Consider the following 21,286-nt stretch of genomic DNA (forward strand, 5'->3'; position numbering starts at 1 on the left):
CTCGGGCCCGTCAGGGCCGCGGGGGCTCCTCGCCCGGCGGCGGGGGCGGGGGTGCCTGGCCCTCCTGCCGGTCGCCGTGCAGGTAGTCCTTCGCCTTCTCGCCGGCCTGGCCGACCTGCTCCTCGTGACCGAGGCGCTGGCCGACGGTGTCCACGCCCTTGTCGACGTACGAGTCGGCCTTCTCGGGGTTCTTGCCCGCCCAGTCCTTGGCCTTGTCCACCATCTTGCCGAAGTCCACCATCGACATCCTCCTCGTCGCTGCTTGCGAGGTTCCGAGGTGCCTGTTTCCCGTCCTGTCGCAGGCCGACACCTCGGACCCACCCGAGTGCCTCCGATCGGGTCGATAGACTTCGCTCCGTGTCCCATCCCGGGGCGAAGCGGACACGCTGCGTTCACGGCCGATCCGGTAAAGTTCTTTTTACCGAGGCGGGAACCGATCCACCCCGTCCGTCGTTGGACCAAGTGGACGTTAGTCCGCGGTCGAACCGGCCGGAGGCATCCCGTCTCCGGGGCCGGCTTCGCGTAGGAGGAGGACGAGAGGTGCGCACCAGCAGCAACCCGGCGTTCCGCAACCTGCCCACCTCACCGGGTGGGTATGCGCGGTTCGGCCCCGCAGCCCAGGCCCCGGCCGGCATGGCTGGAGCGGGCGGCATGTTCGGCGGGGGCGGCAGCCCGATGCCGACGGCGGCGGCCGACGACCGTCCGCTCACCGTCGACGACGTGGTCCAGAAGACCGCGATCAACGTGGTCCTCGCCCTCGCGGTCGGCGTCGCCACCGCGTGGAGCGGGCTCTACGTGCTGGGCCTGCTCGGCTTCGTGGTCGGCCTGGTCCTGGCGCTCGTCATCATCTTCAAGCAGAGCACCAACAAGTTCCTGGTGCTCGGCTACTCGGCGGCCGAGGGCATGGCGCTCGGCGCGATCACCGGGGTGTTCCAGAACCTCGCCACCTCGCCCAACGGCTCCAGCTTCGCCGGCATCGGCGTCCAGGCGGTCCTCGGCACGCTCGGCATCTTCATCGGCATGCTGGTCGTCTACAAGACCGGCGCCATCCGCGTGACGCCGCGCCTGACCAAGATGGTCATCGGTGCCGCGATCGGCGTGGTCGTGCTGATGCTGGCCAACCTCGTCGCGGGCTTCTTCGTCCCCGGCGGCATGGGCCTGCGCGACGGCGGCACCCTGGCGATCATCTTCAGCCTGGTCTGCATCGCGATCGGCGCGTTCATGCTGATGCTCGACTTCGACCAGGCCGACCAGGCGGTCAAGGCCGGCGTTCCCGCGCGTTTCGCGTGGTACCTCGCGTTTGGCTTCATGACCACGCTGGTCTGGCTCTACATCGAGATCCTGCGCCTGCTGAGCTACTTCCGCGAGTGAGCACGTCCCCCAGACGACGGCCCCTTCCTGCACCGGCAGGGAGGGGCCGCCGTGCGTCCGGGGCGGGAGCGAGGGACGCCTTGGCTGCGTCGGCGCGTCCGGGGCGGGAGCGAGGGACGCCTTGGCTGCGTCGGACGCACTCGAGGACGCCCTCGTGTGGCACGTGCAGCGGCGAGGCCGAGGAGCGAGGGACGCCCTGGATGCGTCCAACGCAGGCACGGACGCCCTCCCTTCCGAGCGCGGCGCGCCGTTTCATGCCGCCGGGTGCGCGCGGACAGCCGGCCGGGGTCGGCGGGACGCCGCGGCGTAGCCGGCGAGGAGGTCGGCCCGGACCTGCGCCCGCTCGTCGCGGAGCTGACGGGGTGTGTGGGCGACGACGTGCACCTCGCGGCCGGTCATCCGGGCCTGGCGCCGCATGGTGTCGTCGAACGCGGCCGGGTCGGCGTGGTGGCGAAACGAATGGATCTCCCACGCCAGCCCGACGTCGTCGAGCCACCCGTCCGGATCGGCCAGCCAGGTCCCGTCGTCGAGGACGAGGCGCGGGTTCCACATCATCGGCGGCAGCTCCGGGATCGTGGCGGCGAGGGAGCGGGCCCACGCCTCGGGCACGGACCGCACTCCGTCCTCGATCTCCGCCACCACGAGGCGCACCCGCGCGGTGCCGCGGCTGCTCCCGTCCTCGAGTTCACGCCGCAGCGCCCGGGCTGTCGTGAACCGCCGCTGGACCGCCTCGGCGAGTACCGCCCGTATCTCGTCGAGGTCATGCATGTGGCGCGCCGCATCGATGACGGCGCGCGGTACGGGGGCGACGGCGAGTCCGTCGACCGTGCAGGGTTCCGGCAGACGGCGGGTGCGCTCGACGGTGATGGGCGCCCGGGAGACGCGGTGCCGTCCGTGCTCGACGAGCACCATCACGGCGCCTCTGTCCTCGGGGAGCCGTTCGAGGCCGTGCAGGCGTGCGGCGGCGACCCCGGTCAGGACAGCGCCGTCTCCGCCGTAGAGGAGCGCCGCGGACAGTCGTTGCAACGGAACCCTCGGTGTTCCGGTGAGCGAGATCACTCCGTAGGCGCTGCGGTCCCAGACGCCGTTGTGGACACGTCGCGCGATCGTGCTCGAGAGGACGCCGAGGGCGACGAGGTCGGCGTGACGGATCTGGTCATGGAGGGCCGCCTGCTGAACGGCGACCCAGTCGATGGTGCGACGTCGGCTCATACCTCGGTTTGACGGCGGACGCCGACATCCGGTTCCGTCCCCGTCGCACAGTGGACCTGGAGTCGCCCTCGCGGCACGGCACGCGGTCGAGGCGTCCCTCGGTGCGTGCGCCGGCGCGCTCTGTGTCGCGGGAGGCGGGAGAGCGAGGGCTTCCCTGACTGCGTCCGACGCCGTCAGGGCGTCCCTCGCTCCTCACCCCGCGCACCCAGGGACGCCCTCGCTCCTCACCCCGCGCACCCAGGAGGGAACGCCGGAGTCACAAGCGCTCGAGCACCATCGCCATGCCCTGCCCGCCGCCGACGCACATGGTCTCGAGGCCCAGGGTCGCGTCGCGGGTGCGCAGGCCGTTGATGAGCGTCGTGGCGATGCGCGCACCCGTCATGCCGAACGGGTGGCCGACGGCGATCGAACCGCCGTGGACGTTGAGCTTGGCCTCCATGTCCTCGTCGCTCATCCCGAGGCCGCGGGCGGACGGGATCACCTGGGCGGCGAAGGCCTCGTTGATCTCGACGAGGTCGACGTCGGCGACAGTGAGCCCGGCGCGGGCCAGGGCGCGCGCGGAGGCCTCGATCGGCCCGAGCCCCATGATCTCGGGCGACAGGGCGCTGACCGCGGTCGACACGATCCGCGCGAGCGGGGTGATGCCCAGGGCGTCGGCGCGCTCCGCGGACATGACCACCAGCGCGGCGGCGCCGTCGTTGAGCGGGCACGCGTTGCCGGCGGTGATGCGGCCGTCGGGGCGGAAGACGGGCTTGAGGTCGGCGAGCGCCTCGTACGTCGTGCTGGGGCGCGGGCTGTCGTCGTGCTCCATGACCGAGCCGTCGGGCAGGCGCACCGGCGTGATCTCGCGGGCCCAGAACCCCGAGGACTGCGCCCGTGCGGCGTTCTGCTGGCTGCGCAGGGCGAAGCGGTCCATCTCCTCGCGGGTGACGCCCTCGGCGAGCGCGACGTTCTCGGCGGTCTGCCCCATCGCGATGTAGGGGTCGGGGAGCTTGCCGTCCGCGCGGGGGTCGTGCCATTCGGTCGCGCCGGCCGCGGCGACGTCGGCGGTGCGCTGCTCGGCCTCGGCGAACAGCGGGTTGTGGGTGTCGGGCAGCGAGTCGGAGTTGCCCTTGTCGAACCGCGACACCGTCTCGACGCCGGCGGCGAGGAAGACGTCGCCCTCGCCGGCGCGGATGGCGTGGGCGGCCATCCGTGCGGTCTGCAGCGACGAGGAGCAGTAGCGGGTGATCGTCGCTCCCGGCAGCCGATCCAGGCCGAGCTCGACGGCGACGATCCGGGCGAGGTTGTGCCCCTGCTCGCCGCCGGGCAGGCCGCAGCCGAGCAGGAGGTCCTCGACCTCGACGGGGTCGAGCGCCGGGACCGCGTCGAGGGCGGCCTGCACCACCTGCGCGGTGAGGTCGTCCGGGCGCGTCGCGGCCAGCGAGCCCTTGCGGGCGCGGCCGATGGGCGAGCGGACGGCGGACACGATGACGGCCTCGCGGCCAGGGGCGACCATGCCGCCGACCCTACGACCGCGAGGCGAGCGCGTGGCATGACGGACACCGAAGGTCCGCCCTTCAGCCGAGCATGCCGAGGGGGCCGCGCCGCTGACACGGGCGTGATGCCCGGCACGACCGTGGGGGAGGGCGGCGCGCCGAGCGGCGAACCAGCAAGATTGACCTCATGCGCTACGTCGAGCACGTCGCCGACCTCGTCGGGAACACCCCGCTGGTCCGTCTGAACCACGTGGTGCCGACCGGGCCGGACGCGCCGCTCGTGCTCGCCAAGGTCGAGTACTTCAACCCCGGCGGCAGCGTGAAGGACCGCATCGCCGAGAAGATGATCGACGCGGCCGAGGCGTCCGGGGAGCTGAAGCCCGGCGGGACGATCGTGGAGCCGACCTCGGGCAACACCGGGATCGGGCTGGCGATCATCGCCCAGCAGCGCGGCTACCACTGCGTCTTCGTGGTGCCCGACAAGGTCAGCGTCGCCAAGCAGGACGCGTTGCGCGCCTACGGCGCCGAGGTCGTCGTGTGCCCCGCGGCGGTGGAGCCCGAGAGTCCCGAGTCCTACTACTCGGTCTCCGACCGGCTCGCCCGCGAGACCGCGGGCGGCTGGAAGCCCAACCAGTACTCCAACCCCGCCAACCCGGCCTCGCACGTCGCCACCACGGGCCCGGAGATCTGGGAGCAGACCGAGGGGCGGATCACGCACTTCGTCGCCGGCGTCGGCACCGGCGGCACGATCTCGGGCACCGGCCACTTCCTCAAGCAGACCTCGCAGGGCCGGGTCAGGATCGTCGGCGCCGACCCCGTCGGCTCGGTGTACTCCGGCGGCGACGGGCGTCCGTACCTCGTCGAGGGCGTCGGCGAGGACTTCTGGCCCACGACCTACGACCGCGACATCTGCGACGAGATCGTCGCCGTGCCCGACGGCGACTCGTTCGCCATGACGCGCCGCCTGGCCCGCGAGGAGGCACTGCTGGTCGGCGGATCGTGCGGGATGGCCGTCTGCGCGGCGGCGAAGGTGGCGGCGCAGGCCGGCCCCGACGACGTGATCGTCGTCCTGCTGCCCGACGGCGGTCGGGGCTACCTGTCCACGGTCTTCAACGACCAGTGGATGTCCTCGTACGGCTTCCTCGCGCCCGACACGACCGAGTGGACCGTCGGCGACGTCCTGCGGCGCAAGGACGGCTCGGTGCCCGACCTCGTGCACGGCCACCCGAACGAGACCGTGGCGGACGCCGTGTCGATCATGCGTGAGTTCGGCGTCTCGCAGATGCCGATCGTCAAGGCCGAGCCGCCGGTCATGGCGGCCGAGGTCCGGGGCGCGGTGACCGTCCGCGACCTGCTCGACAAGGTCTTCAACGATCAGGCGTCGCTCACCGACCCCGTCGAGCGCCACCTGTCGCGCCCGCTGCCGAGCCTCGGGAGCAACGAGCCGATCTCGAAGGCGGTCGAGGCGCTGCGCGGCGGCGACGGCGCCCTGGTGGTCGTCGACGGGCGCCCGGCGGGCATCGTCACGCGCGCCGACATCCTCGCGTTCCTGGCCACCGGCAGCCGGTACGACATGGGTGGACCGGCGTGAGGGCCCTATGCCTAGGGTGGACGAGGTGAACGGTTTCTCCACCCGCGCCCTGCACGTCGGCCAGGAGCCGGATCCGACGACGGGCTCGGTGGTCGTCCCGATCTTCGCGACGTCGACGTTCGCGCAGGACGGCGTCGGCGGCCTGCGCTCGGGCTACGAGTACGCCCGCACCGGCAACCCCTCGCGGACCTCCTTGGAGGCCACGCTCGCTTCACTCGAGGGCGCGCGCCACGCCCGCGGGTTCGCCTCGGGCATGGCCGCCGAGGACGCGCTGCTGCGCGGCGTCCTGCGTCCCGGCGACCACGTGCTCATCCCGCTCGACGCGTACGGCGGCACGTACCGGCTGATCTCCACGGTCTACTGCGACTGGGGCGTCGAGTACACCGCGGTCGACACCGCCGACATCGACGCCGTGCGGGCGGCGATCCGCCCGAACACCAAGGTGCTCTGGTGCGAGACGCCGACCAACCCGCTGCTCGGCATCGCCGACATCGCGGGGCTCGGCACGCTGGCCCGCGAGCACGACCTCATGCTGGTCGTCGACAACACGTTCGCCTCGCCGTACCTGCAGACCCCGATCGCGCTCGGCGCGCATGTCGTCGTGCACTCGACGACGAAGTACCTGGGCGGGCACTCCGACGTCGTGGGTGGCGCGCTGGTCACCGACGACGACGCGCTGCACGACGTCCTCGGGAAGATGCAGAACGGGATGGGCGCGGTGCCCTCGCCGTTCGACTGCTTCCTCACCCAGCGCGGGCTCAAGACCCTCGCGGTGCGGATGGAGCGCCACAGCGACAACGCCGAGCGGGTCGCCGACGTGCTCGCCGCGCATCCCGCGATCACCTCGGTGCTCTACCCGGGGCGCGCCGACCACCCGGGCCACGAGATCGCCGCGAAGCAGATGCGCCGCTTCGGCGGGATGGTGTCGGTGCGGGTGGCCGGCGGCGAGCAGGCCGCGCGCGACCTCTGCGCCGCCACGCAGGTGTTCACGCTGGCCGAGTCGCTGGGCGGGGTGGAGTCGCTCATCGAGCACCCGGGCGCCATGACCCACGCGTCGGCGGCGGGCTCGCTGCTCGAGGTCCCCGCCGACCTGGTGCGCCTCTCGGTCGGCCTGGAGGATGCCGACGACCTCGTCGACGACCTGCGCCAGGCCCTCGACCGCCTCAGCTCCTGATGCGTTCGCCGTAGACCCGCTCGACGGTCATGACCATGAGCACGCGGCGGTCGGCGACCATCGTCGCGCGGTACTCGTCCCAGTCCGGGTGCTCACCCGCGGCCCGGCGGTAGTAGTCGACGAGCGCCTGCACCTCGGGACCCTGCGGGTCGGTGCCCGGGCCGGTGATCGTCACCGGACCTTCGGCGGTGGCCCACGACCGCCCGTCGGCGGAGGTGACCTCGAGGGCCGCCCGGGGGTCCCGGCGCAGGTTCGCGGTCTTGGCCCGGCCCTCGGTCATCGAGACCGTCAGCGTGCCCCTGGCGGGCTCGTAGAAGGGCAGGACGGGGGAGAGCTGGGGCAGTCCGCTCGCCTTGATGGTGGCGAGCACACCGAGGCGGCTCTCGGCGAGCAGAGCGCGGGGGTCGAACGACGCGGGCGAGGAGGTCATCCCTCGATGATGCGCCTACCCGCGCCGTGACCAGGCGTCGTGCTCGCTCGGGTCGCCGACCAGCGGGTCGATCTCGCTGGGCTTGAGGCAGCCGCCCTCGAGCGAGATGCCGTCGGGGGTGCTGACGTAGCGGGCCGGGTCGTCACAGCCCGCGGAGCCGACCGTGCCCACCGCGGCGAGGGCGAGCAGCGCGGCGAGGAGCAGCGGGAGGGCCCGCGCGAGGCGCGTGACGCGCGCGCCGGGGGGCGAGATGGTGCCCACGGTTCCCCACCCCCCTCCGCGGATCCTCACGCCGATACCACAAGGCTACCGACGCTTCGCGAGTGCGGGTCCGACGCGCACGATCGGGCGTCCGGCGTCGGCGGCAGCGCGACGACCGGTCGTCGCGCGAAACCGCCCGACGGGCCTCACGCGGGTCCTCACCGCTCGTCGGCCGCTCGTCGGCGAGGAGGGCCGAGGCCGGCCGAGCCGGCCCCGAGCGCGTGTCGGGCGACGGCCTGCTGCCAGGATCGGCGCCGTGGAGCTCGTCCGTCCTGCCGACGTCCTGGCGGCGCGGGAGGCGCTGACCGGGGTGGTCCGTGAGACGCCGGTGACGCCGTCCCGGGCGCTCGACGGCTCCGTGCTCCTCAAGTGCGAGAACCTGCAGCGGACGGGCAGCTTCAAGATCCGCGGTGCCTACCGGCGCATCCAGCGCCTCGCACCCGACGAGCGCGCCGCAGGCGTGGTGGCCGCGAGCGCCGGCAACCACGCGCAGGGCGTCGCTCTCGCGGCCCGGCTGCTCGGCACCCGGGCCACGGTGTTCATGCCGGCAGGCGCGCCGCTGCCCAAGATCGAGGCCACCCGGGAGTACGGAGCGGACGTCGAGCTCGTCGACACGCTGGACGAGACGTTCACGGCCGCCGCCGACTTCGCGGAGCGGACCGGGGCGGTGCTCATCCATCCCTTCGACCACCCCGACATCGTCGCGGGGCAGGGCACGGTCGGGCTGGAGATCCTCGAGCAGGTGCCGGACGTCGCGACGATCGTCGTGTGCACGGGCGGGGGCGGGCTGCTCTCCGGCATCGCCGCGGCGTGCGCGCCGGCGGGCGTCCGGGTCGTCGGCGCCCAGGCCGCGGGCCTCGCCGCCTGGCCTCGGTCGTTGCGGGCGGGCGCCCCGACGAGCGTGGCCGGCGCGACCATCGCCGACGGCATCGCGGTGTCGCGTCCGGGCGAGGTGACGTTCGCGCACGTGCGCGCCCTCGTCGACGAGGTCGTCACCGTCGACGAGGAGGCCATCGCCCGCGGCGTGCTGCGCTGCCTCGAGCGCGAGAAGCTGCTCGTGGAACCGGCGGGGGCGGCGGCCGTGGCGGCGGTCGCGGAGAACCGGCACCGCTGGCCGGGGCCCGTGGTCGCGGTGCTCTCGGGCGGCAACGTCGACCCGATGCTGCTGGTCGACATCGTCCGTCGGGGTCTGGTCGCCGCCGGGCGCTACGCCGCGCTGCGCGTGCGCCTCACCGACCGCCCGGGCTACCTCGCGGACGTGCTGCGTCGCGTGGGGCGGGCGGGCGGGAACGTCGTGGACGTTGAGCACCGCAGGCTCACCGGGTCCGGCGCCGCACCGGGCACCGTGGACGTGGCCCTCACGCTCGAGGCGCGGGGCCACGACCACCGCGCGGCGATCCTCGCGGACCTCGCCGGGGCGGGGTACGAGGTCGCCGCCGAGTAGGGCTCAGGGGCGGTACGGCTCCGCCGAGACCAGCGTGACCTCCATCGACCCGCCGTCGGGCAGGTCGTAGCTCACGGTGTCGCCGGCCTTGGCGCCGAGCAGCGCCGAGCCGAGCGGGGAGTTCGGCGAGTAGACCTCGAGGTCGCCGTGGGCGCCCTCCTCGCGGGAGCCGAGCAGGAAGGTCTCGGTGTCGTCGTCGCCCTCGAAGCGCACGGTGAGCACCGTGCCGGGGACGGCGGTGCCGCTCTCGGTGGGCGTCTCGCCGACCTTGGCCGTGTGCAGCAGCTCCTGGAGGTGGCGGATGCGGGCCTCCATGACACCCTGTTCCTCGCGGGCGGCGTGGTAGCCCCCGTTCTCCTTGAGGTCACCCTCCTCCCGGGCGGCGTTGATCTTCTGTGCGATCACGGGACGCTGGGCAACGAGGTCGTCGAGCTCGGCCTTCAGCCGGTCGTGCGCGTCCTGGGTCAGCCAGGTCACCTGCGTCTGCGTCTCGGTCACGTCGATCAACTCCTCGGAGGTCCGGTCCCGCGCTGCGCGGGTCGGCGGCCTGTTCTCCACACGGGCCCTACTGGCACCGCGCTCGGCGTGCGCGGTGTCGGCGGCCCGGGGGCCACAGACGGAAAAACACGGCCCGCGGCATGCGGGGCCGTGTCCGTCCTACGGTAACACGCCCGAGCCGCTGCGAAACCCGTTCGAGGGTGCCGCCGAGGGGATCGGGTGCGCGTGAAGGGCCTTGACTACCTGCACTTTCCGTGATTCGTGCCCCTCGGCAGACCGTGGGTGGAGATCTCCGGGGACGCGACCGTCCACGGTCGCGCGCGGCCCGGGGCGGGGCTCTCGGCGGGGTGTCGGGGGTGCCCGGGATGATGGTGGGACGCGGGGGCGTTGTTCCCCGGTGGTCACCAGTTCGACGCACGAGGACGGCTCCGGACAGACGATGAGCGCACTCCCCTCCGACCAGCCGCTCCGGCTGATGACGGTGCATGCCCACCCCGACGACGAGTCCAGCAAGGGCGCGGCCTCCTGCGCGCGCTACATCGCGGACGGCGCCGAGGTCATGGTCGTGACATGCACCGGCGGCGAGGCCGGCAGCATCCTCAACCCCGCGATGGACACCCCCGAGGTCCGCGCGGACATGATCGGCACCCGCCGCGCCGAGATGGCGAAGGCCGCGGCCATCCTGGGCGTGCAGCACCGCTGGCTCGGCTTCGTCGACTCGGGGCTGCCCGAGGGCGACCCGAAGCCCCCGCTGCCGCAGGGCTGCTTCGCCCTCGAGCCGCTCGAGGTACCCACCGAGGCGCTGGTGCGGGTGGTGCGCGAGTTCCGCCCGCACGTCCTGGTCACCTACGACGAGAACGGCGGCTACCCGCACCCGGACCACATCCGCACCCACGAGGTGTCGATGGCGGCGTTCGACGCGGCCGGCGACCCGGACCGGTTCCCGCTGGCCGGCGAGCCGTGGCAGCCGTTGAAGCTCTACTACTCGCACGGTTTCTCCAAGGCCCGCGTGGTCGCCTTCCACGAGGCGCTGCTCGAGGCCGGCCTGGAGTCGCCCTACGCCGAGTGGATCGAGAAGTGGGACGACTCCCGGCCCGACCCGGGCGCGCGCGTCACGACGCGCGTCGCCTGCTCGGAGTACTTCTCGGTCCGCGACGACGCGCTGCGCGCCCACGCGACGCAGATCGACCCCAACGGCCGTTGGTTCCAGGTCCCGATGGAGCTCCAGCAGCGGGTGTGGCCCACCGAGGACTACGAGCTCGCGCGCTCGCTGGTCGACACCGACGAGTCCCCCGACGCCCCCGGTGACGACCTCTTCGCCGGCGTGCGGGAGCGGGTCGGCGCATGACCCGCCTGGCCGTCTGGTGGACGCTGCTCCCGGTGACGGTGCCCGCGCCGCCACCCGGGGGTGCGCCGGGCAGCGAGCGCGGCGAGGAGTTCGGCAAGACCTCGCCGATCGCGCTGGTGGTCATCCTGCTGCTCGGGGTGGCGACGGCGCTGCTGATCCGCTCGATGACCAAGCACCTGCGCAAGGTGCCGGCGTCCTTCGACCCGTCGGAGAAGCAGACGGGGTCCGACCGACCGGACCAGGGCGATGAGCCGGACGGCGGTGACCGCCCCGCACCGGCGCCGCACGGTGCCGCGAACGGGACGGAGCGGACCGAGCGGACCGAGCGACTGCCGGGTGACGGCTCGCCCTGAGCCGACCCGGCTGCGACCATCTCCCGTCATGCCCAACCGGCTCGCCGGCTCCACCAGCCCGTATCTGCGACAGCACGCCGACAACCCGATCGACTGGCAGCCCTGGTCGAGCGCGGCGTTCGCGGAGGCGCGCCGGCGTGCGGTCCCGGTGCTGTTGTCGGTCGGTTACGCAGCCTGCCATTGGTGCCACGTCATGGCGCACGAGTCGTTCTCCGACCCCGACACCGCGGCCGTGGTCAACGAGCACTTCGTGGCGATCAAGGTCGATCGCGAGGAGCGTCCCGACGTCGACGCGGTCTACATGGAGGCCACCCAGGCCATGACCGGCCGGGGTGGCTGGCCGATGACCTGCTTCCTCACCGCGGACGGTGACCCGTTCCACTGCGGGACCTACTATCCCGCCCGCCCGTACGGCGGCATGCCGTCGTTCACCCAGCTGCTCGGCGCCGTCGTGACGGCCTGGACCGAGGACGGCGAGCGGGTGCGCTCCGCCGCCCGCTCGATCACCGAGCGGCTCGCGTCGGTGTCGCGGTCGCTGCCGGAGGCCGGCGTCGACGACCGGACGCTCGAGGGAGCCGTCGCGGCGCTCGCCGAGGACTTCGACGAGCACCGCGGCGGCTTCGTCTCCTCCCTCGACCACCCCGCGCCGAAGTTCCCGCCGTCGGCGGTGCTGGAGTTCCTGCTGCGCCACCACGAGCGCACCGGCAGCTCCGACGCGCTGGCGATGACCGAGATCACCGCCGAGGCGATGGCCCGCGGCGGGCTGTTCGACCAGCTCGCGGGCGGGTTCGCGCGGTACTCCGTCGACGCGACGTGGACCGTCCCGCACTTCGAGAAGATGCTCTACGACAACGCACAGCTGCTGCGCGTCTACGCCCACCTCGCCCGCCTGACCGGCTCCGAGCTCGCGGCCCGCATCACCGACATGACCGCCTCGTTCCTCCTGCGCGACCTGCGCACGCCCGAGGGCGGATTCGCGTCCGCGCTCGATGCCGACGCCGCGGGCGAGGAGGGCTCGACGTACGTGTGGAGCCCCGCCGAGCTCGTCGAGGTCCTGGGTGCCGACGACGGCACCTGGGCGGCCGGGCTGCTCGAGGTGACCGAGGACGGGACCTTCGAGCACGGCCGCTCGACCCTGCAGATGCGCGCCGCCCCCGACGACCCGGACCGCTGGCAGGCCGTGCGCAAGGCGCTGCTCGCCGCCCGGGCCCGGCGTCCGCAGCCCGAACGGGACGACAAGGTCGTGGCCGCGTGGAACGGGCTCGCGGCCACCGCCCTGGTCGAGGCGTCCGCGGCGCGGGGGCGCACCGAATGGCTGGCGGCGGCCCGGCGGGCCGTGGCACTGCTGCTGCGCGTGCACGTCGTCGACGGGCGCCTGCGCCGCACCTCCCGCGACGGCGAGGTCGGCGACGCCCCCGCGGTGCTCGAGGACCACGCCGCGCTCGTCGACGGCCTGCTCGCCCTGCACCAGGCCACCGGCGAGGCCCGCTGGCTCACCGAGGCCCGCACGCTGCTCGACACCACGCTCGACCACTTCGCCGAGATCGGCGAGGACGGGGCGTTCACCGGCCGGTTCTGGGACACGGCCGACGACGCCGAGTCGCTGGTCACCCGGCCCCGCGAGGTCACCGACGGCGCCTCGCCCTGCGGGTCGTCGCTGCTGGCCGGCGCGCTGCTCACGGCGTCGGTGCTCGTCGAGCCCGAGGTCTCGTCGCGCTACCGCGAGCTCGCCGACGCAGCGGTCGCCGCGGTCGGCGGGCTGCTCGCGCGGCATGCCCGCTTCGCCGGCGGGTGGCTGGGCGTCGCCGAGGCCGCCGCGCACGGACCGCTGCAGGTCGCCGTCGCGGGCGCCGAGGGGCAGGCCGGGCGCGACCGCCTCGCCGACACCGCCCGCCGTCACGCCCCGGGCGGGTCCGTCGTCGTCGCCGGCGCGCCCGACGCCGACGGCGTCCCGCTGCTCGCCGACCGCCCGCTGGTCGACGGCGAGCCCGCGGCGTACGTGTGCCGGGGGTTCGTCTGCGACCGCCCCCGCACGGCGACCGACGACCTCGCGGCGGCGCTGGCTCGCTGATGGTTCGCAGCGAACGTCCTGTTCGCTGCTTCTAGGCGTCCGAAGTCCCCGTTGATCACTCGCGTCGGGCTTCGCGGGCGGCGAACACCGATCACGTCGTTGCTGTGTAATGCTGTAAGCACAGCACGGAGGGGAGAGCGTGATGATGGTGGGACGCGGTGGACACCGGGGTCGGCCCGGGCGGGGCGGTCCGGGGCGCCGGGGCGGCGGACGGGTCCCGACCGACCTGCCCGGCACCGACGACCTCACCGGCTGGCTCGCGGGCCGGCTGCCCGACGGATGGTTCACGGGCGCGCCGGTGGTGACGGTCGACCGGGAGGAGATCCTGGTGGTCGGCGAGCTGCCGGCCCCGACGCTCGAGGAGGGCGCCGACGAGGCCGCCAGGACCGCGGCCGCTCGGGGCCGGATCGAGCGCTTCCGCGAGGAGACCCGCGGCGAGCGCATGGAGGTCGCGCGCCAGGCCGAGCACCGCTACGGGCGCAAGGTCGCCTGGGGTGCGCGGATCGGCGACGTCGAGGAGCTGTTCACGACCCTGTCGGTGCCGGTCATGACGCGGCTGCGACAGAACGAGCGCCTGGTGCTCGACACGCTGGTCGACGCGGGGGTGGCCCGGTCGCGGTCCGACGCGCTGGCGTGGGCGGTGGCGCTCGTGGGGGAGCACGCGGGCAGCTGGCTCGAGGACCTGCGCGGCGCGATGAGCGCGGTCGACGAGCTGCGGACCAAGGGCCCGGTCCTCGACGACGAGCCGGACGGCCCGGGCGACGCCGGCGGCGTGGACGACCGCCCCGACCCCGGTGACGGGGGCGGCGGCGACCCGATCCCGCCCCAGGGCTAGATCCGGACGGTGCGCGAGACGCCTCGGCTGCTCCCGACGCAGCCCGGGGGTCCCTCGCTGCGTCGGGTCCGCTCAGCCGGCGTAGAGCACGAGCCAGATCGCGACGTGGTGGCAGGCGGCGGCGACGACCGTCGCGGCGTGGAAGAACTCGTGGTAGCCGAAGGTGGCGGGCCAGCCGACCGGCCGGCGCAGGGCGTAGAACACGGCGCCGAGGCTGTAGAACACCCCGCCGACGACGAGCAGCACGAGCGCCGCGACGCCACCGCGGTGGAGCAGGTCGGGGATGATGAACACCGCGACCCAGCCGAGGGCCAGGTAGAACGGCACCCCGACCCATCGCGGGGCGTGCGGCCACGCCATCTTCAGCACGACGCCGCCCAGCGCCCCCGCCCAGACCACGCCCAGCACGATCAGCCCGGTCCGTTCCGGTAGGGCGAGCACGGCGAACGGTGTGTAGGTGCCGGCGATGAACACGAAGATCATCGCGTGGTCGAGGCGTTTCATGATCCCGCGGCCGCGCAGGGTGACCCAGGTCCGCCGGTGGTAGAGCGCGCTGATGCCGAAGACGCCGCAGACCGTGAGCGAATAGACGGCGACGGCGACGGCGGCCTCGGCGGAGACGGTCGCACCGGCGAGCGACACCAACGTGATCCCGGCCGCCACGGCGACGACGAACGACCACAGGTGCAACCAGCCCCGCATCCGCGGCTTGACCGGAGCCGGTTCGGCGAGGGGGTCGATGAGGGTCACGGGGTCAGGGTAGGTGGCCGACCGGTGCGTGCCCTGTCGCCTGTGGCGAGGTTCCCGTTCCCGACCCGGGCTCTTCACCGCCCCGTCACGGGGATCCCGGGCTCCGAGAGGCACCGTCTAGCGTGGTGGCCCGTGACACTCCGGGACGATCTGCGCCAGGTCGCCTACTCGCTCTACGAGCGGCGGCTCCGTCGTCGTGCGGTGATCGAGCCGCCCCGGCACATCGGGGTGATCCTCGACGGCAACCGGCGCTGGGCGCGGGAGGCCGGGCTCGCCGATCCCAGCGAGGGCCACCGTGCCGGCGCGGCGAAGATCGTCGACCTGCTCGACTGGAGCCAGGACGCGGGCGTCGAGCTGGTGACGCTGTTCCTGCTCTCGACCGACAACCTCGATCGTCCCGCCGCGGAGCTCGACCAACTCCTCGAGATCATCGCGTCGGCGGTGGAGGGGCTCGCGGCCCCGGACCGGCGGTGGCGGCTGCGGGTGGTCGGCAACCCGGACGCCCTGCCCCGCCCGATCGCGGAGCGCATCGAGGCCGCCGCGGGGAGCACGGCGGGTCGTGACGGGATGCAGGTCAACGTCGCGATCGGCTACGGCGGGCGCCAGGAGATCGCCGACGCGGTGCGCAAGCTGCTGCTGCGTCACGCGGAGGCGGGCACGTCGATCGAGGAGCTCGCCGAGGTGCTCGACGTCGACCACATCGCCGAGCACCTCTACACCTCCGGTCAGCCCGACCCCGATCTCGTCATCCGAACGTCCGGCGAGCAGCGGCTGTCGGGATTCCTCATGTGGCAGTCGGTGTACTCGGAGTTCTATTTCACCGAGGCACTGTGGCCGCAGTTCCGGCACATCGATTTCCTGCGCGCCCTGCGCGACTATTCGCGCCGGAATCGCCGGCTCGGCCAATAGGGCACGCGCAACGGCCCCGGGAGCGATGCTCCCGGGGCCGTTGCTCACCCGTGTTGCTCGCCCGCTCCACCCGGCGGCCGTGTCATCCCCCGATAAACACGGACGTCGGATCGGGCCGGGGTCTCAGTCGTCCGAGCTGAGGACGTTGATGTCGCGGATGTCGGCGTTCGCCAGCAGGTTGTCGGCGCTGATCAGCCGGTCCCCGTTGGAGAACGCGACCTTGCGGTCGCCGCCGCCCTCGCGGTCGCCGCGGTCGTGACCGTGACGGCCGTGGCCACCGTCGCCGTCGCAGTCGCGGCCGCCGTCGCGGTCATGCGAGAGGACGTTGACGTCGGAGATCGTGGCGTTCGACGCCACGTTGTCGAGGCTGATGAGCCGGTCCCCGTTCGAGCCGGCCAACTTGCTGCAGTCGCCGCCGTGACCGCGGTGGCCGTCGTGGTCGTGGCCCGCGTGGTGACCGTGGTGGTCGCCCCCACCGGACTCGGGGGCCTCGCCGGCGCTGGCCAGCGGAGCGAGGGAGAGCATGCCCGCCGTCGCGCCCAGGACGACGATTCCCGCCTTCTTCAGCATCCGAACTCCAGTTTCGTTCGTGGTGTCGGCGGGAATTCGGGGTTCCCGCCGATCGGCTCCAGCCCCACGGACGGTGCGGCTGATGGGACAAAAGCTATCCCTCGCCGGAGCGGCATTTCCAGCCGCGAACCCCCATCGAGTGATTGACAATTCCTACCGCAACTGTAGTGGGATATTCGGGTGATCCGCGGAGCGTTCCGGCTCCGGATCGCACGACCGGCGGCGTATTCAGTGGCGGTCCGTCGCGGACCTCGACACCCGGGTGTCGTATTCAGGGGCGGTCGCCGTTGGACGAGGCCGTTCGGGGCCACTCGGCGTAGCCTCGGCCGGTGCTTGCGGACCCGGGCCTCGACGGGCTCGCGCGGGCCTACGTCGGCCTCGCGTTACGCCTGGACCGCGTGCTGCCCGGTGTGCTCGACGCCCACCTCGGTGACCCCGCCGTGGTCGCGCGCACCGCGGACGAGCCCGCACCCGACCCCGACGACCTCGCGCGTGAGGCCGACCGGCTGCGCGCCGAGCTGTCGCGGACGGGAGACGGTGCCCGCGCCGCGTTCCTCGACGCCCAGCTTCGGGCCTGCCGGGTCCTCGCGGAGCGTGCCGCCGCCCGCGAGGTGGGGTTCGTCGACGAGGTCGAGCGGTGCTTCGGCGTGCGCATCACCCGGGGCGACCCCGACCGCTACCGCGAGGCCCACCGCACGCTCGACGCCCTGCTCGGGGGAGGCGGGGACCTGGCCGAGCGCCTCGCCGCCTTCCGCGACGGTGACCGGCTCCCGCCCGAGCACCTCGCCCCGGGTCTGCGCGCGGCGGTCGCCGCGCTGCGGGAGCGCACCGCCGCGACGATCGGCCTGCCGCCCGGGGAGGACGTGTCGCTGGAGGTCGTCGGCACCGCCCCGTGGAGCGGGTTCAGCCGCTGGATCGGGCCGCGGCACTCGGCGGTGACCGTCAACGCGGGCATCGGGCACCGCGTGACCCACCTGCCGCTGCTCGTGGCCCACGAGGCCTACCCGGGCCACCACACCGAGCACTGCCGCCTCGCCGCCGACCCCGACGGGCTGCGCGCCCGCCCGGAGCGGCGGGTGTTCCTGGCGCGCACGCCGCAGAGCCTCGTCGCCGAGGGCGCCGCGGAGCTCGGGCTCGAGGCCGTCGTGGGACCCGGCTGGGGCCGGTGGAACGCCGAGGTGCTCGCCGCGGCGGGCGTCCCCGCCGACCCGGAGCGGGGCGCTCTCGGCGAGGCCGTGGAGACGGTGATGGCCCGCCTCGCCCCGGTCCGCCAGGACGCCGCGCTGATGCTGCACGACGAGCACCGCGGCCCCGAGGAGGTCGTCGCGCACCTGCGGCGGTGGCTGCTGGTCGACGAGCCCCGCGCCCGGCGGATGCTCGAGTTCCTGGCCCACCCGCGCTGGCGCACGCACACCACGACCTACGTCGAGGGGACCCGCCTGCTGCGGCCGTGGCTGCTGGGGACCGAGGACGCCGGGCGCCCGGAGAGCCGCGAGGTGGTCACGGCGCGTCTCGCCCGGGTGCTCGACGACCCGCCCACCCCCGCCGAGCTGCGTGACGGATCCGGCCCCGGCCCGCCGGTACCGCCCCGCCGTCCCCGGGCCGGCCGTGCCGGCTGGACGCCCTGGCTGCGCCGAACGGTCGTCGCGCACCGGACGCCGTCCGAGAACCGGTGAGTCACGTCACCAACTCGTCACGCTCGGCGCGCGACAACGACCGGCTACCGGCGGTAGCGTCCGCGCCGACGGACCCGCACCGGATGCGGGGCGTCCGGGGAGGCCGGTAGTGGCAGATCGGAGCGGGACGGGAACGTCCACCGCTCGCGGAGCAGGCGCCGGTCCGGCGCCGCGCACCGCGGCCGGCGCGACGCGACCGCCCTGGTCCGATCCCGGGGGAGGGCCGGCACCCGGTTCTGCCCCGCGACGGCGCAGGACGGCCCCCGGGCCGCGCCACCGCGCCGTCGAGCCGCCGGACTAGCCGACCCGTTCCTCCGAGGAACAAGGTGGTCGCGGGTGCCGTGGCCGCTCGAGGGAGTAGTCGTGAGCGCAGCACCAGCCGAGCGTCCCGCTTCCGTGAGCATCGACAGCACCCCGGCCGCCGCCGGTCCCTCCGGGGCCGCCGGCGGCGCGCGGTGTTATGTCCTCGACACCTCCGTGCTCCTGTCCGACCCGTGGGCTCCCACGCGGTTCGCCGAGCACGAGGTCGTCCTCCCGCTCGTCGTGATCTCCGAGCTCGAGGGGAAGCGACACCACTCCGAGCTGGGGTGGTTCGCGCGCGAGGCACTGCGTCTGCTCGACGACCTCCGCATCCGTCACGGTCGCCTCGACGCCCCGCTCCCGATGACCCCCGAGGGCGGGACGCTGCGCGTCGAGCTGAACCACTCCGACCCGTCGGTGCTGCCGGCGGGGTTCCGGACGGCGGAGAACGACTCCCGGATCCTCGCCTGTGCGCTGAACCTGGCGGCCGAAGGCCGTGCCGAGGGCCGTCCTGGCTGCGTCACCCTCGTCACCAAGGACATGCCGCTGCGTGTCAAGGCGGCGTCGGTCGGCCTGCCCGCCGACGAGTACCACGGCCAGGACGTCACGACCACCGGCTGGACGGGCACCGAGGAGGTCGCGGCCACCCCGGACGAGGTGTCGTCGCTGTTCGCCGACGGGCTCGCCGACGTCGAGGCCGCCCGGGAGCTGCCCTGCCACACCGGGCTGCGCCTGCTCGGCGGGGGCTCCTCGGCGCTCGGGCGCGTCACGCCCGACAAGCAGGTCCGCCTCGTGCGCGGCGACCGCGACGTCTTCGGTCTGCACGGCCGCTCGGCGGAGCAGCGCATCGCGATCGACCTGCTCTCCGACCCCGACGTCGGCATCGTGTCCCTCGGCGGGCGCGCGGGCACCGGCAAGTCGGCGCTCGCGCTCTGCGCGGGCCTCGAGGCGGTCCTCGAGCGCCAGCAGCACCGCAAGGTCGTCGTGTTCCGCCCCGTCTACGCGGTGGGCGGGCAGGACCTCGGCTACCTGCCCGGCGGCGAGAACGAGAAGATGGCGCCCTGGGCGCAGGCGGTGTTCGACACCCTCGGTGCGCTGGTCTCGTCCAACGTGGTCGAGGAGGTCATCGAGCGCGGGATGCTCGAGGTCCTGCCGCTGACCCACATCCGCGGGCGCTCGCTGCACGACGCGTTCGTCATCGTCGACGAGGCGCAGTCGCTGGAGCGCAACGTGCTGCTCACGGTGCTCTCGCGCCTCGGCACCAACTCGCGCGTCGTGCTCACCCACGACGTGGCCCAGCGCGACAACCTGCGCGTCGGGCGCCACGACGGCGTCGCCGCCGTGATCGAGAAGCTGAAGGGCCACCCGCTGTTCGCGCACGTCACGCTGACCCGCTCGGAACGCTCGCCGATCGCCGCGCTGGTCACCGAGATGCTCGAGGGCGAGCGGCTCTGAGGTGCGACTCCGTCGCATGTGAGCAGAGATCCGTGCTCCTGCACTGATTCTGCTCGCATGCGCGGAGCGCACCTGCTCACCAGCCGGCGGGCAGGGGGCGGCCCTCCGCGAAGCCGGACGCCGACTGCACGCCCAGGACGGCGCGCGCGTGGAACTCCTCGAGCGTCGAGGCGCCCGCGTAGGTGCAGGCGGAGCGCACGCCCGCGCAGATGCTGTCGAGGAGGTCCTCGACGCCCGGGCGCTGCGGGTCCAGGCGCATGCGCGAGGAGGAGATGCCCTCCTCGAACAGGCCCTTGCGCGCGCGGTCGAAGGCGCCGTCGCCGCGGGTGCGGGCGCCGACGGCGCGCTTGGACGCCATGCCGAACGACTCCTTGTAGGGCGCGCCGTGCTCGTCGCGCAGCAGGTCGCCCGGCGACTCGTAGGTGCCGGCGAACCACGACCCGACCATCACCGCCGAGGCGCCGGCGGCGAGCGCGAGGGCGACGTCGCGCGGGTGGCGCACGCCGCCGTCGGCCCAGACGTGCGCGCCGACCGCGCGGGCCGCGGCCGCGCACTCGGTGACCGCCGAGAACTGCGGGCGCCCGACGCCGGTCGCCATCCGCGTCGTGCACATCGCGCCCGGCCCGACGCCGACCTTGACGACGTCCGCGCCGGCCGCCACGAGGTCACGGGTCCCCTCCGCCGTCACCACGTTGCCGGCGACGATCACCGCGTCCGGCGCGGCGGCGCGGGCGGCGGCCAGGGCGGTGAGCATCTTCTCCTGGTGCCCGTGCGCGGTGTCGACGACGAGCACGTCGACCCCGGCGGCGCCGAGCTCCTTGACCCGCGTCGCCACGTCGCCGTTGACGCCCAGCGCGGCGGCGATCCGCATCCGGCCGTCCGCGTCGACGGCGGGTCGGTAGACCTCGGCGCGCAGCGCGCCGGTGCGGGTGAGGACACCCGCGAGCCGGCCGTCGGCGTCGACCCCGAGCGCCGGGGCGCCCGCGTGCGGGACGGCGCCCGACCCTGATCTGTCGAGCGCGTCGAACACGTCGCGCGGGGCCGTCGTGACCGGCAGCGCCACCGCGGGGGAGAGGACGTCGGTGAGGCGGGTGAAGCGGTCGACCCCGGCGCACGCCGACTCGTTGACGACCCCGACGGGCCGACCGGCCTCGTCGACGACCACCACCGCGCCGTGCGCCCGCTTGTTGACGAGGTTCAGCGCGTCGGCCACCGCGTCGCCCGGGTGCAGCACGACCGGCGTGTCCCACACGGTGTGCCGGGACTTCACGCCGGCGACGATGTCGGCGACGGCGGCGGGGTCCACGTCCTGCGGGATCACCGCGAGCCCGCCGCGCCGGGCGAGCGTCTCGGCCATCCGGCGGCCGCTGACCGCGGTCATGTTCGCGGCGACGATCGGGATCGTGGCGCCGGAGGGGTCCGCGACGCCGAGGTCGACGTCGAAGCGCGAGGCCACGTCCGAGCGCGTCGGGACGAGGAAGACGTCGTCGTAGGTCAGGTCGTGGGGCGGGTGCTCGCCGTCGAGGAACTGCACGTGTCACGAGGCTACGCGTGGCGATC

Annotated in this window: 20 protein-coding genes; 11 read left to right on the forward strand and 9 right to left on the reverse strand. The window is 73.9% G+C overall.

The window, feature by feature from the left end; all coding sequences use genetic code 11:
- Positions 1-10: 10 nt before the first annotated feature.
- A complete protein-coding gene (locus tag AC2A1K_RS02700) occupies positions 11-241 on the reverse strand; it encodes an antitoxin (protein WP_483894778.1) in 231 nt (76 codons plus the stop codon).
- 299 nt (positions 242-540) lie between these two features.
- On the opposite strand from AC2A1K_RS02700, the gene AC2A1K_RS02705 reads away from it, so the two are divergent.
- A complete protein-coding gene (locus AC2A1K_RS02705; protein WP_483894779.1) occupies positions 541-1,371 on the forward strand; it encodes a Bax inhibitor-1/YccA family protein in 831 nt (276 codons plus the stop codon).
- 252 nt (positions 1,372-1,623) lie between these two features.
- On the opposite strand, the gene AC2A1K_RS02710 is transcribed toward AC2A1K_RS02705, so the two are convergent.
- Both AC2A1K_RS02710 and AC2A1K_RS02715 read right to left on the reverse strand, forming a co-directional pair.
- Positions 1,624-2,583 carry a hypothetical protein gene (locus AC2A1K_RS02710; protein ID WP_483894780.1) on the reverse strand — a complete coding sequence of 320 codons (960 nt, stop codon included), beginning with the start codon at positions 2,581-2,583 and terminating at the stop codon, positions 1,624-1,626.
- Between the two features lie 256 nt (positions 2,584-2,839).
- On the reverse strand, positions 2,840-4,081 hold the full coding sequence (locus AC2A1K_RS02715) for an acetyl-CoA C-acetyltransferase (RefSeq protein WP_483894781.1): 1,242 nt from the start codon (positions 4,079-4,081) through the stop codon (positions 2,840-2,842).
- A 167-nt stretch (positions 4,082-4,248) separates the two neighbouring features.
- Here AC2A1K_RS02715 and AC2A1K_RS02720 point away from each other — a divergent pair, with 167 nt between their 5' ends.
- Both AC2A1K_RS02720 and AC2A1K_RS02725 read left to right on the forward strand, forming a co-directional pair.
- Positions 4,249-5,652, forward strand: coding sequence for a cystathionine beta-synthase (locus AC2A1K_RS02720; RefSeq protein ID WP_483894782.1), 1,404 nt, complete (start codon positions 4,249-4,251; stop codon positions 5,650-5,652).
- 7 nt (positions 5,653-5,659) lie between these two features.
- Positions 5,660-6,826: a cystathionine gamma-synthase gene (locus tag AC2A1K_RS02725; RefSeq protein WP_483894783.1), complete on the forward strand. Its 1,167-nt coding sequence runs from the start codon at positions 5,660-5,662 to the stop codon at positions 6,824-6,826.
- Here the strand turns inward: AC2A1K_RS02725 and AC2A1K_RS02730 are convergent.
- Together AC2A1K_RS02730 and AC2A1K_RS02735 are read right to left on the reverse strand one after the other, a co-directional pair.
- Positions 6,816-7,256: a PPOX class F420-dependent oxidoreductase gene (locus AC2A1K_RS02730; RefSeq protein WP_483894784.1), complete on the reverse strand. Its 441-nt coding sequence runs from the start codon at positions 7,254-7,256 to the stop codon at positions 6,816-6,818. The two genes, AC2A1K_RS02725 and AC2A1K_RS02730, sit on opposite strands and share 11 nt — an antisense overlap.
- A gap of 15 nt (positions 7,257-7,271) precedes the next feature.
- Positions 7,272-7,517: a hypothetical protein gene (locus AC2A1K_RS02735; RefSeq protein WP_483894785.1), complete on the reverse strand. Its 246-nt coding sequence runs from the start codon at positions 7,515-7,517 to the stop codon at positions 7,272-7,274.
- A gap of 256 nt (positions 7,518-7,773) precedes the next feature.
- Here AC2A1K_RS02735 and ilvA point away from each other — a divergent pair, with 256 nt between their 5' ends.
- Entirely contained in the window at positions 7,774-8,961 is a 1,188-nt protein-coding gene (gene ilvA / locus AC2A1K_RS02740; RefSeq protein ID WP_483894786.1) for a threonine ammonia-lyase, read from the forward strand.
- A gap of 3 nt (positions 8,962-8,964) precedes the next feature.
- On the opposite strand, the gene greA is transcribed toward ilvA, so the two are convergent.
- Positions 8,965-9,459, reverse strand: a complete 495-nt coding sequence (gene greA, locus AC2A1K_RS02745) for a transcription elongation factor GreA (RefSeq protein ID WP_483894787.1) — start codon at positions 9,457-9,459, stop codon at positions 8,965-8,967.
- 439 nt (positions 9,460-9,898) lie between these two features.
- On the opposite strand from greA, the gene mca reads away from it, so the two are divergent.
- The 4 genes from mca (at position 9,899) to AC2A1K_RS02765 (ending at position 14,066) form a co-directional block, all read left to right on the forward strand.
- Entirely contained in the window at positions 9,899-10,807 is a 909-nt protein-coding gene (gene mca, locus AC2A1K_RS02750) for a mycothiol conjugate amidase Mca (protein WP_483894788.1), read from the forward strand.
- A complete protein-coding gene (locus AC2A1K_RS02755; RefSeq protein ID WP_483894789.1) occupies positions 10,804-11,160 on the forward strand; it encodes a hypothetical protein in 357 nt (118 codons plus the stop codon). Before mca ends, AC2A1K_RS02755 begins: the two co-directional genes overlap by 4 nt.
- Before the next feature lie 28 nt (positions 11,161-11,188).
- Positions 11,189-13,231 (forward strand): thioredoxin domain-containing protein, encoded by a 2,043-nt coding sequence (locus AC2A1K_RS02760; protein ID WP_483894790.1) that lies wholly within the window; start codon positions 11,189-11,191, stop codon positions 13,229-13,231.
- Between the two features lie 145 nt (positions 13,232-13,376).
- Positions 13,377-14,066, forward strand: a complete 690-nt coding sequence (locus tag AC2A1K_RS02765) for a hypothetical protein (protein ID WP_483895086.1) — start codon at positions 13,377-13,379, stop codon at positions 14,064-14,066.
- Positions 14,067-14,138: 72 nt separating this feature from the next.
- Here the strand turns inward: AC2A1K_RS02765 and trhA are convergent, their stop codons facing one another.
- The gene (gene trhA / locus AC2A1K_RS02770) at positions 14,139-14,768 is read right to left on the reverse strand and encodes a PAQR family membrane homeostasis protein TrhA (RefSeq protein ID WP_483895087.1); all 630 of its coding nucleotides are present in this window, start codon (positions 14,766-14,768) and stop codon (positions 14,139-14,141) included.
- Between the two features lie 180 nt (positions 14,769-14,948).
- Here trhA and AC2A1K_RS02775 point away from each other — a divergent pair, with 180 nt between their 5' ends.
- Positions 14,949-15,725 carry an isoprenyl transferase gene (locus tag AC2A1K_RS02775; RefSeq protein WP_483894791.1) on the forward strand — a complete coding sequence of 259 codons (777 nt, stop codon included), beginning with the start codon at positions 14,949-14,951 and terminating at the stop codon, positions 15,723-15,725.
- Positions 15,726-15,848: 123 nt separating this feature from the next.
- Here AC2A1K_RS02775 and AC2A1K_RS02780 read toward each other — a convergent pair whose 3' ends face one another.
- Entirely contained in the window at positions 15,849-16,295 is a 447-nt protein-coding gene (locus tag AC2A1K_RS02780; protein WP_483894792.1) for a hypothetical protein, read from the reverse strand.
- Positions 16,296-16,624: 329 nt separating this feature from the next.
- Here AC2A1K_RS02780 and AC2A1K_RS02785 point away from each other — a divergent pair, with 329 nt between their 5' ends.
- A complete protein-coding gene (locus tag AC2A1K_RS02785; RefSeq protein ID WP_483894793.1) occupies positions 16,625-17,971 on the forward strand; it encodes a DUF885 domain-containing protein in 1,347 nt (448 codons plus the stop codon).
- Positions 17,972-18,373: 402 nt separating this feature from the next.
- A complete protein-coding gene (gene phoH2 / locus AC2A1K_RS02790) occupies positions 18,374-19,726 on the forward strand; it encodes an RNA 5'-3' helicase PhoH2 (protein ID WP_483895088.1) in 1,353 nt (450 codons plus the stop codon).
- 76 nt (positions 19,727-19,802) lie between these two features.
- Here the strand turns inward: phoH2 and guaB1 are convergent, their stop codons facing one another.
- Complete coding sequence (gene guaB1, locus AC2A1K_RS02795; protein WP_483894794.1) at positions 19,803-21,260, reverse strand: GMP reductase; 1,458 nt, start codon at positions 21,258-21,260, stop codon at positions 19,803-19,805.
- Positions 21,261-21,286: the final 26 nt, after the last annotated feature.

This window comes from Actinomycetospora sp. 2LY8.5 (assembly GCF_057180585.1).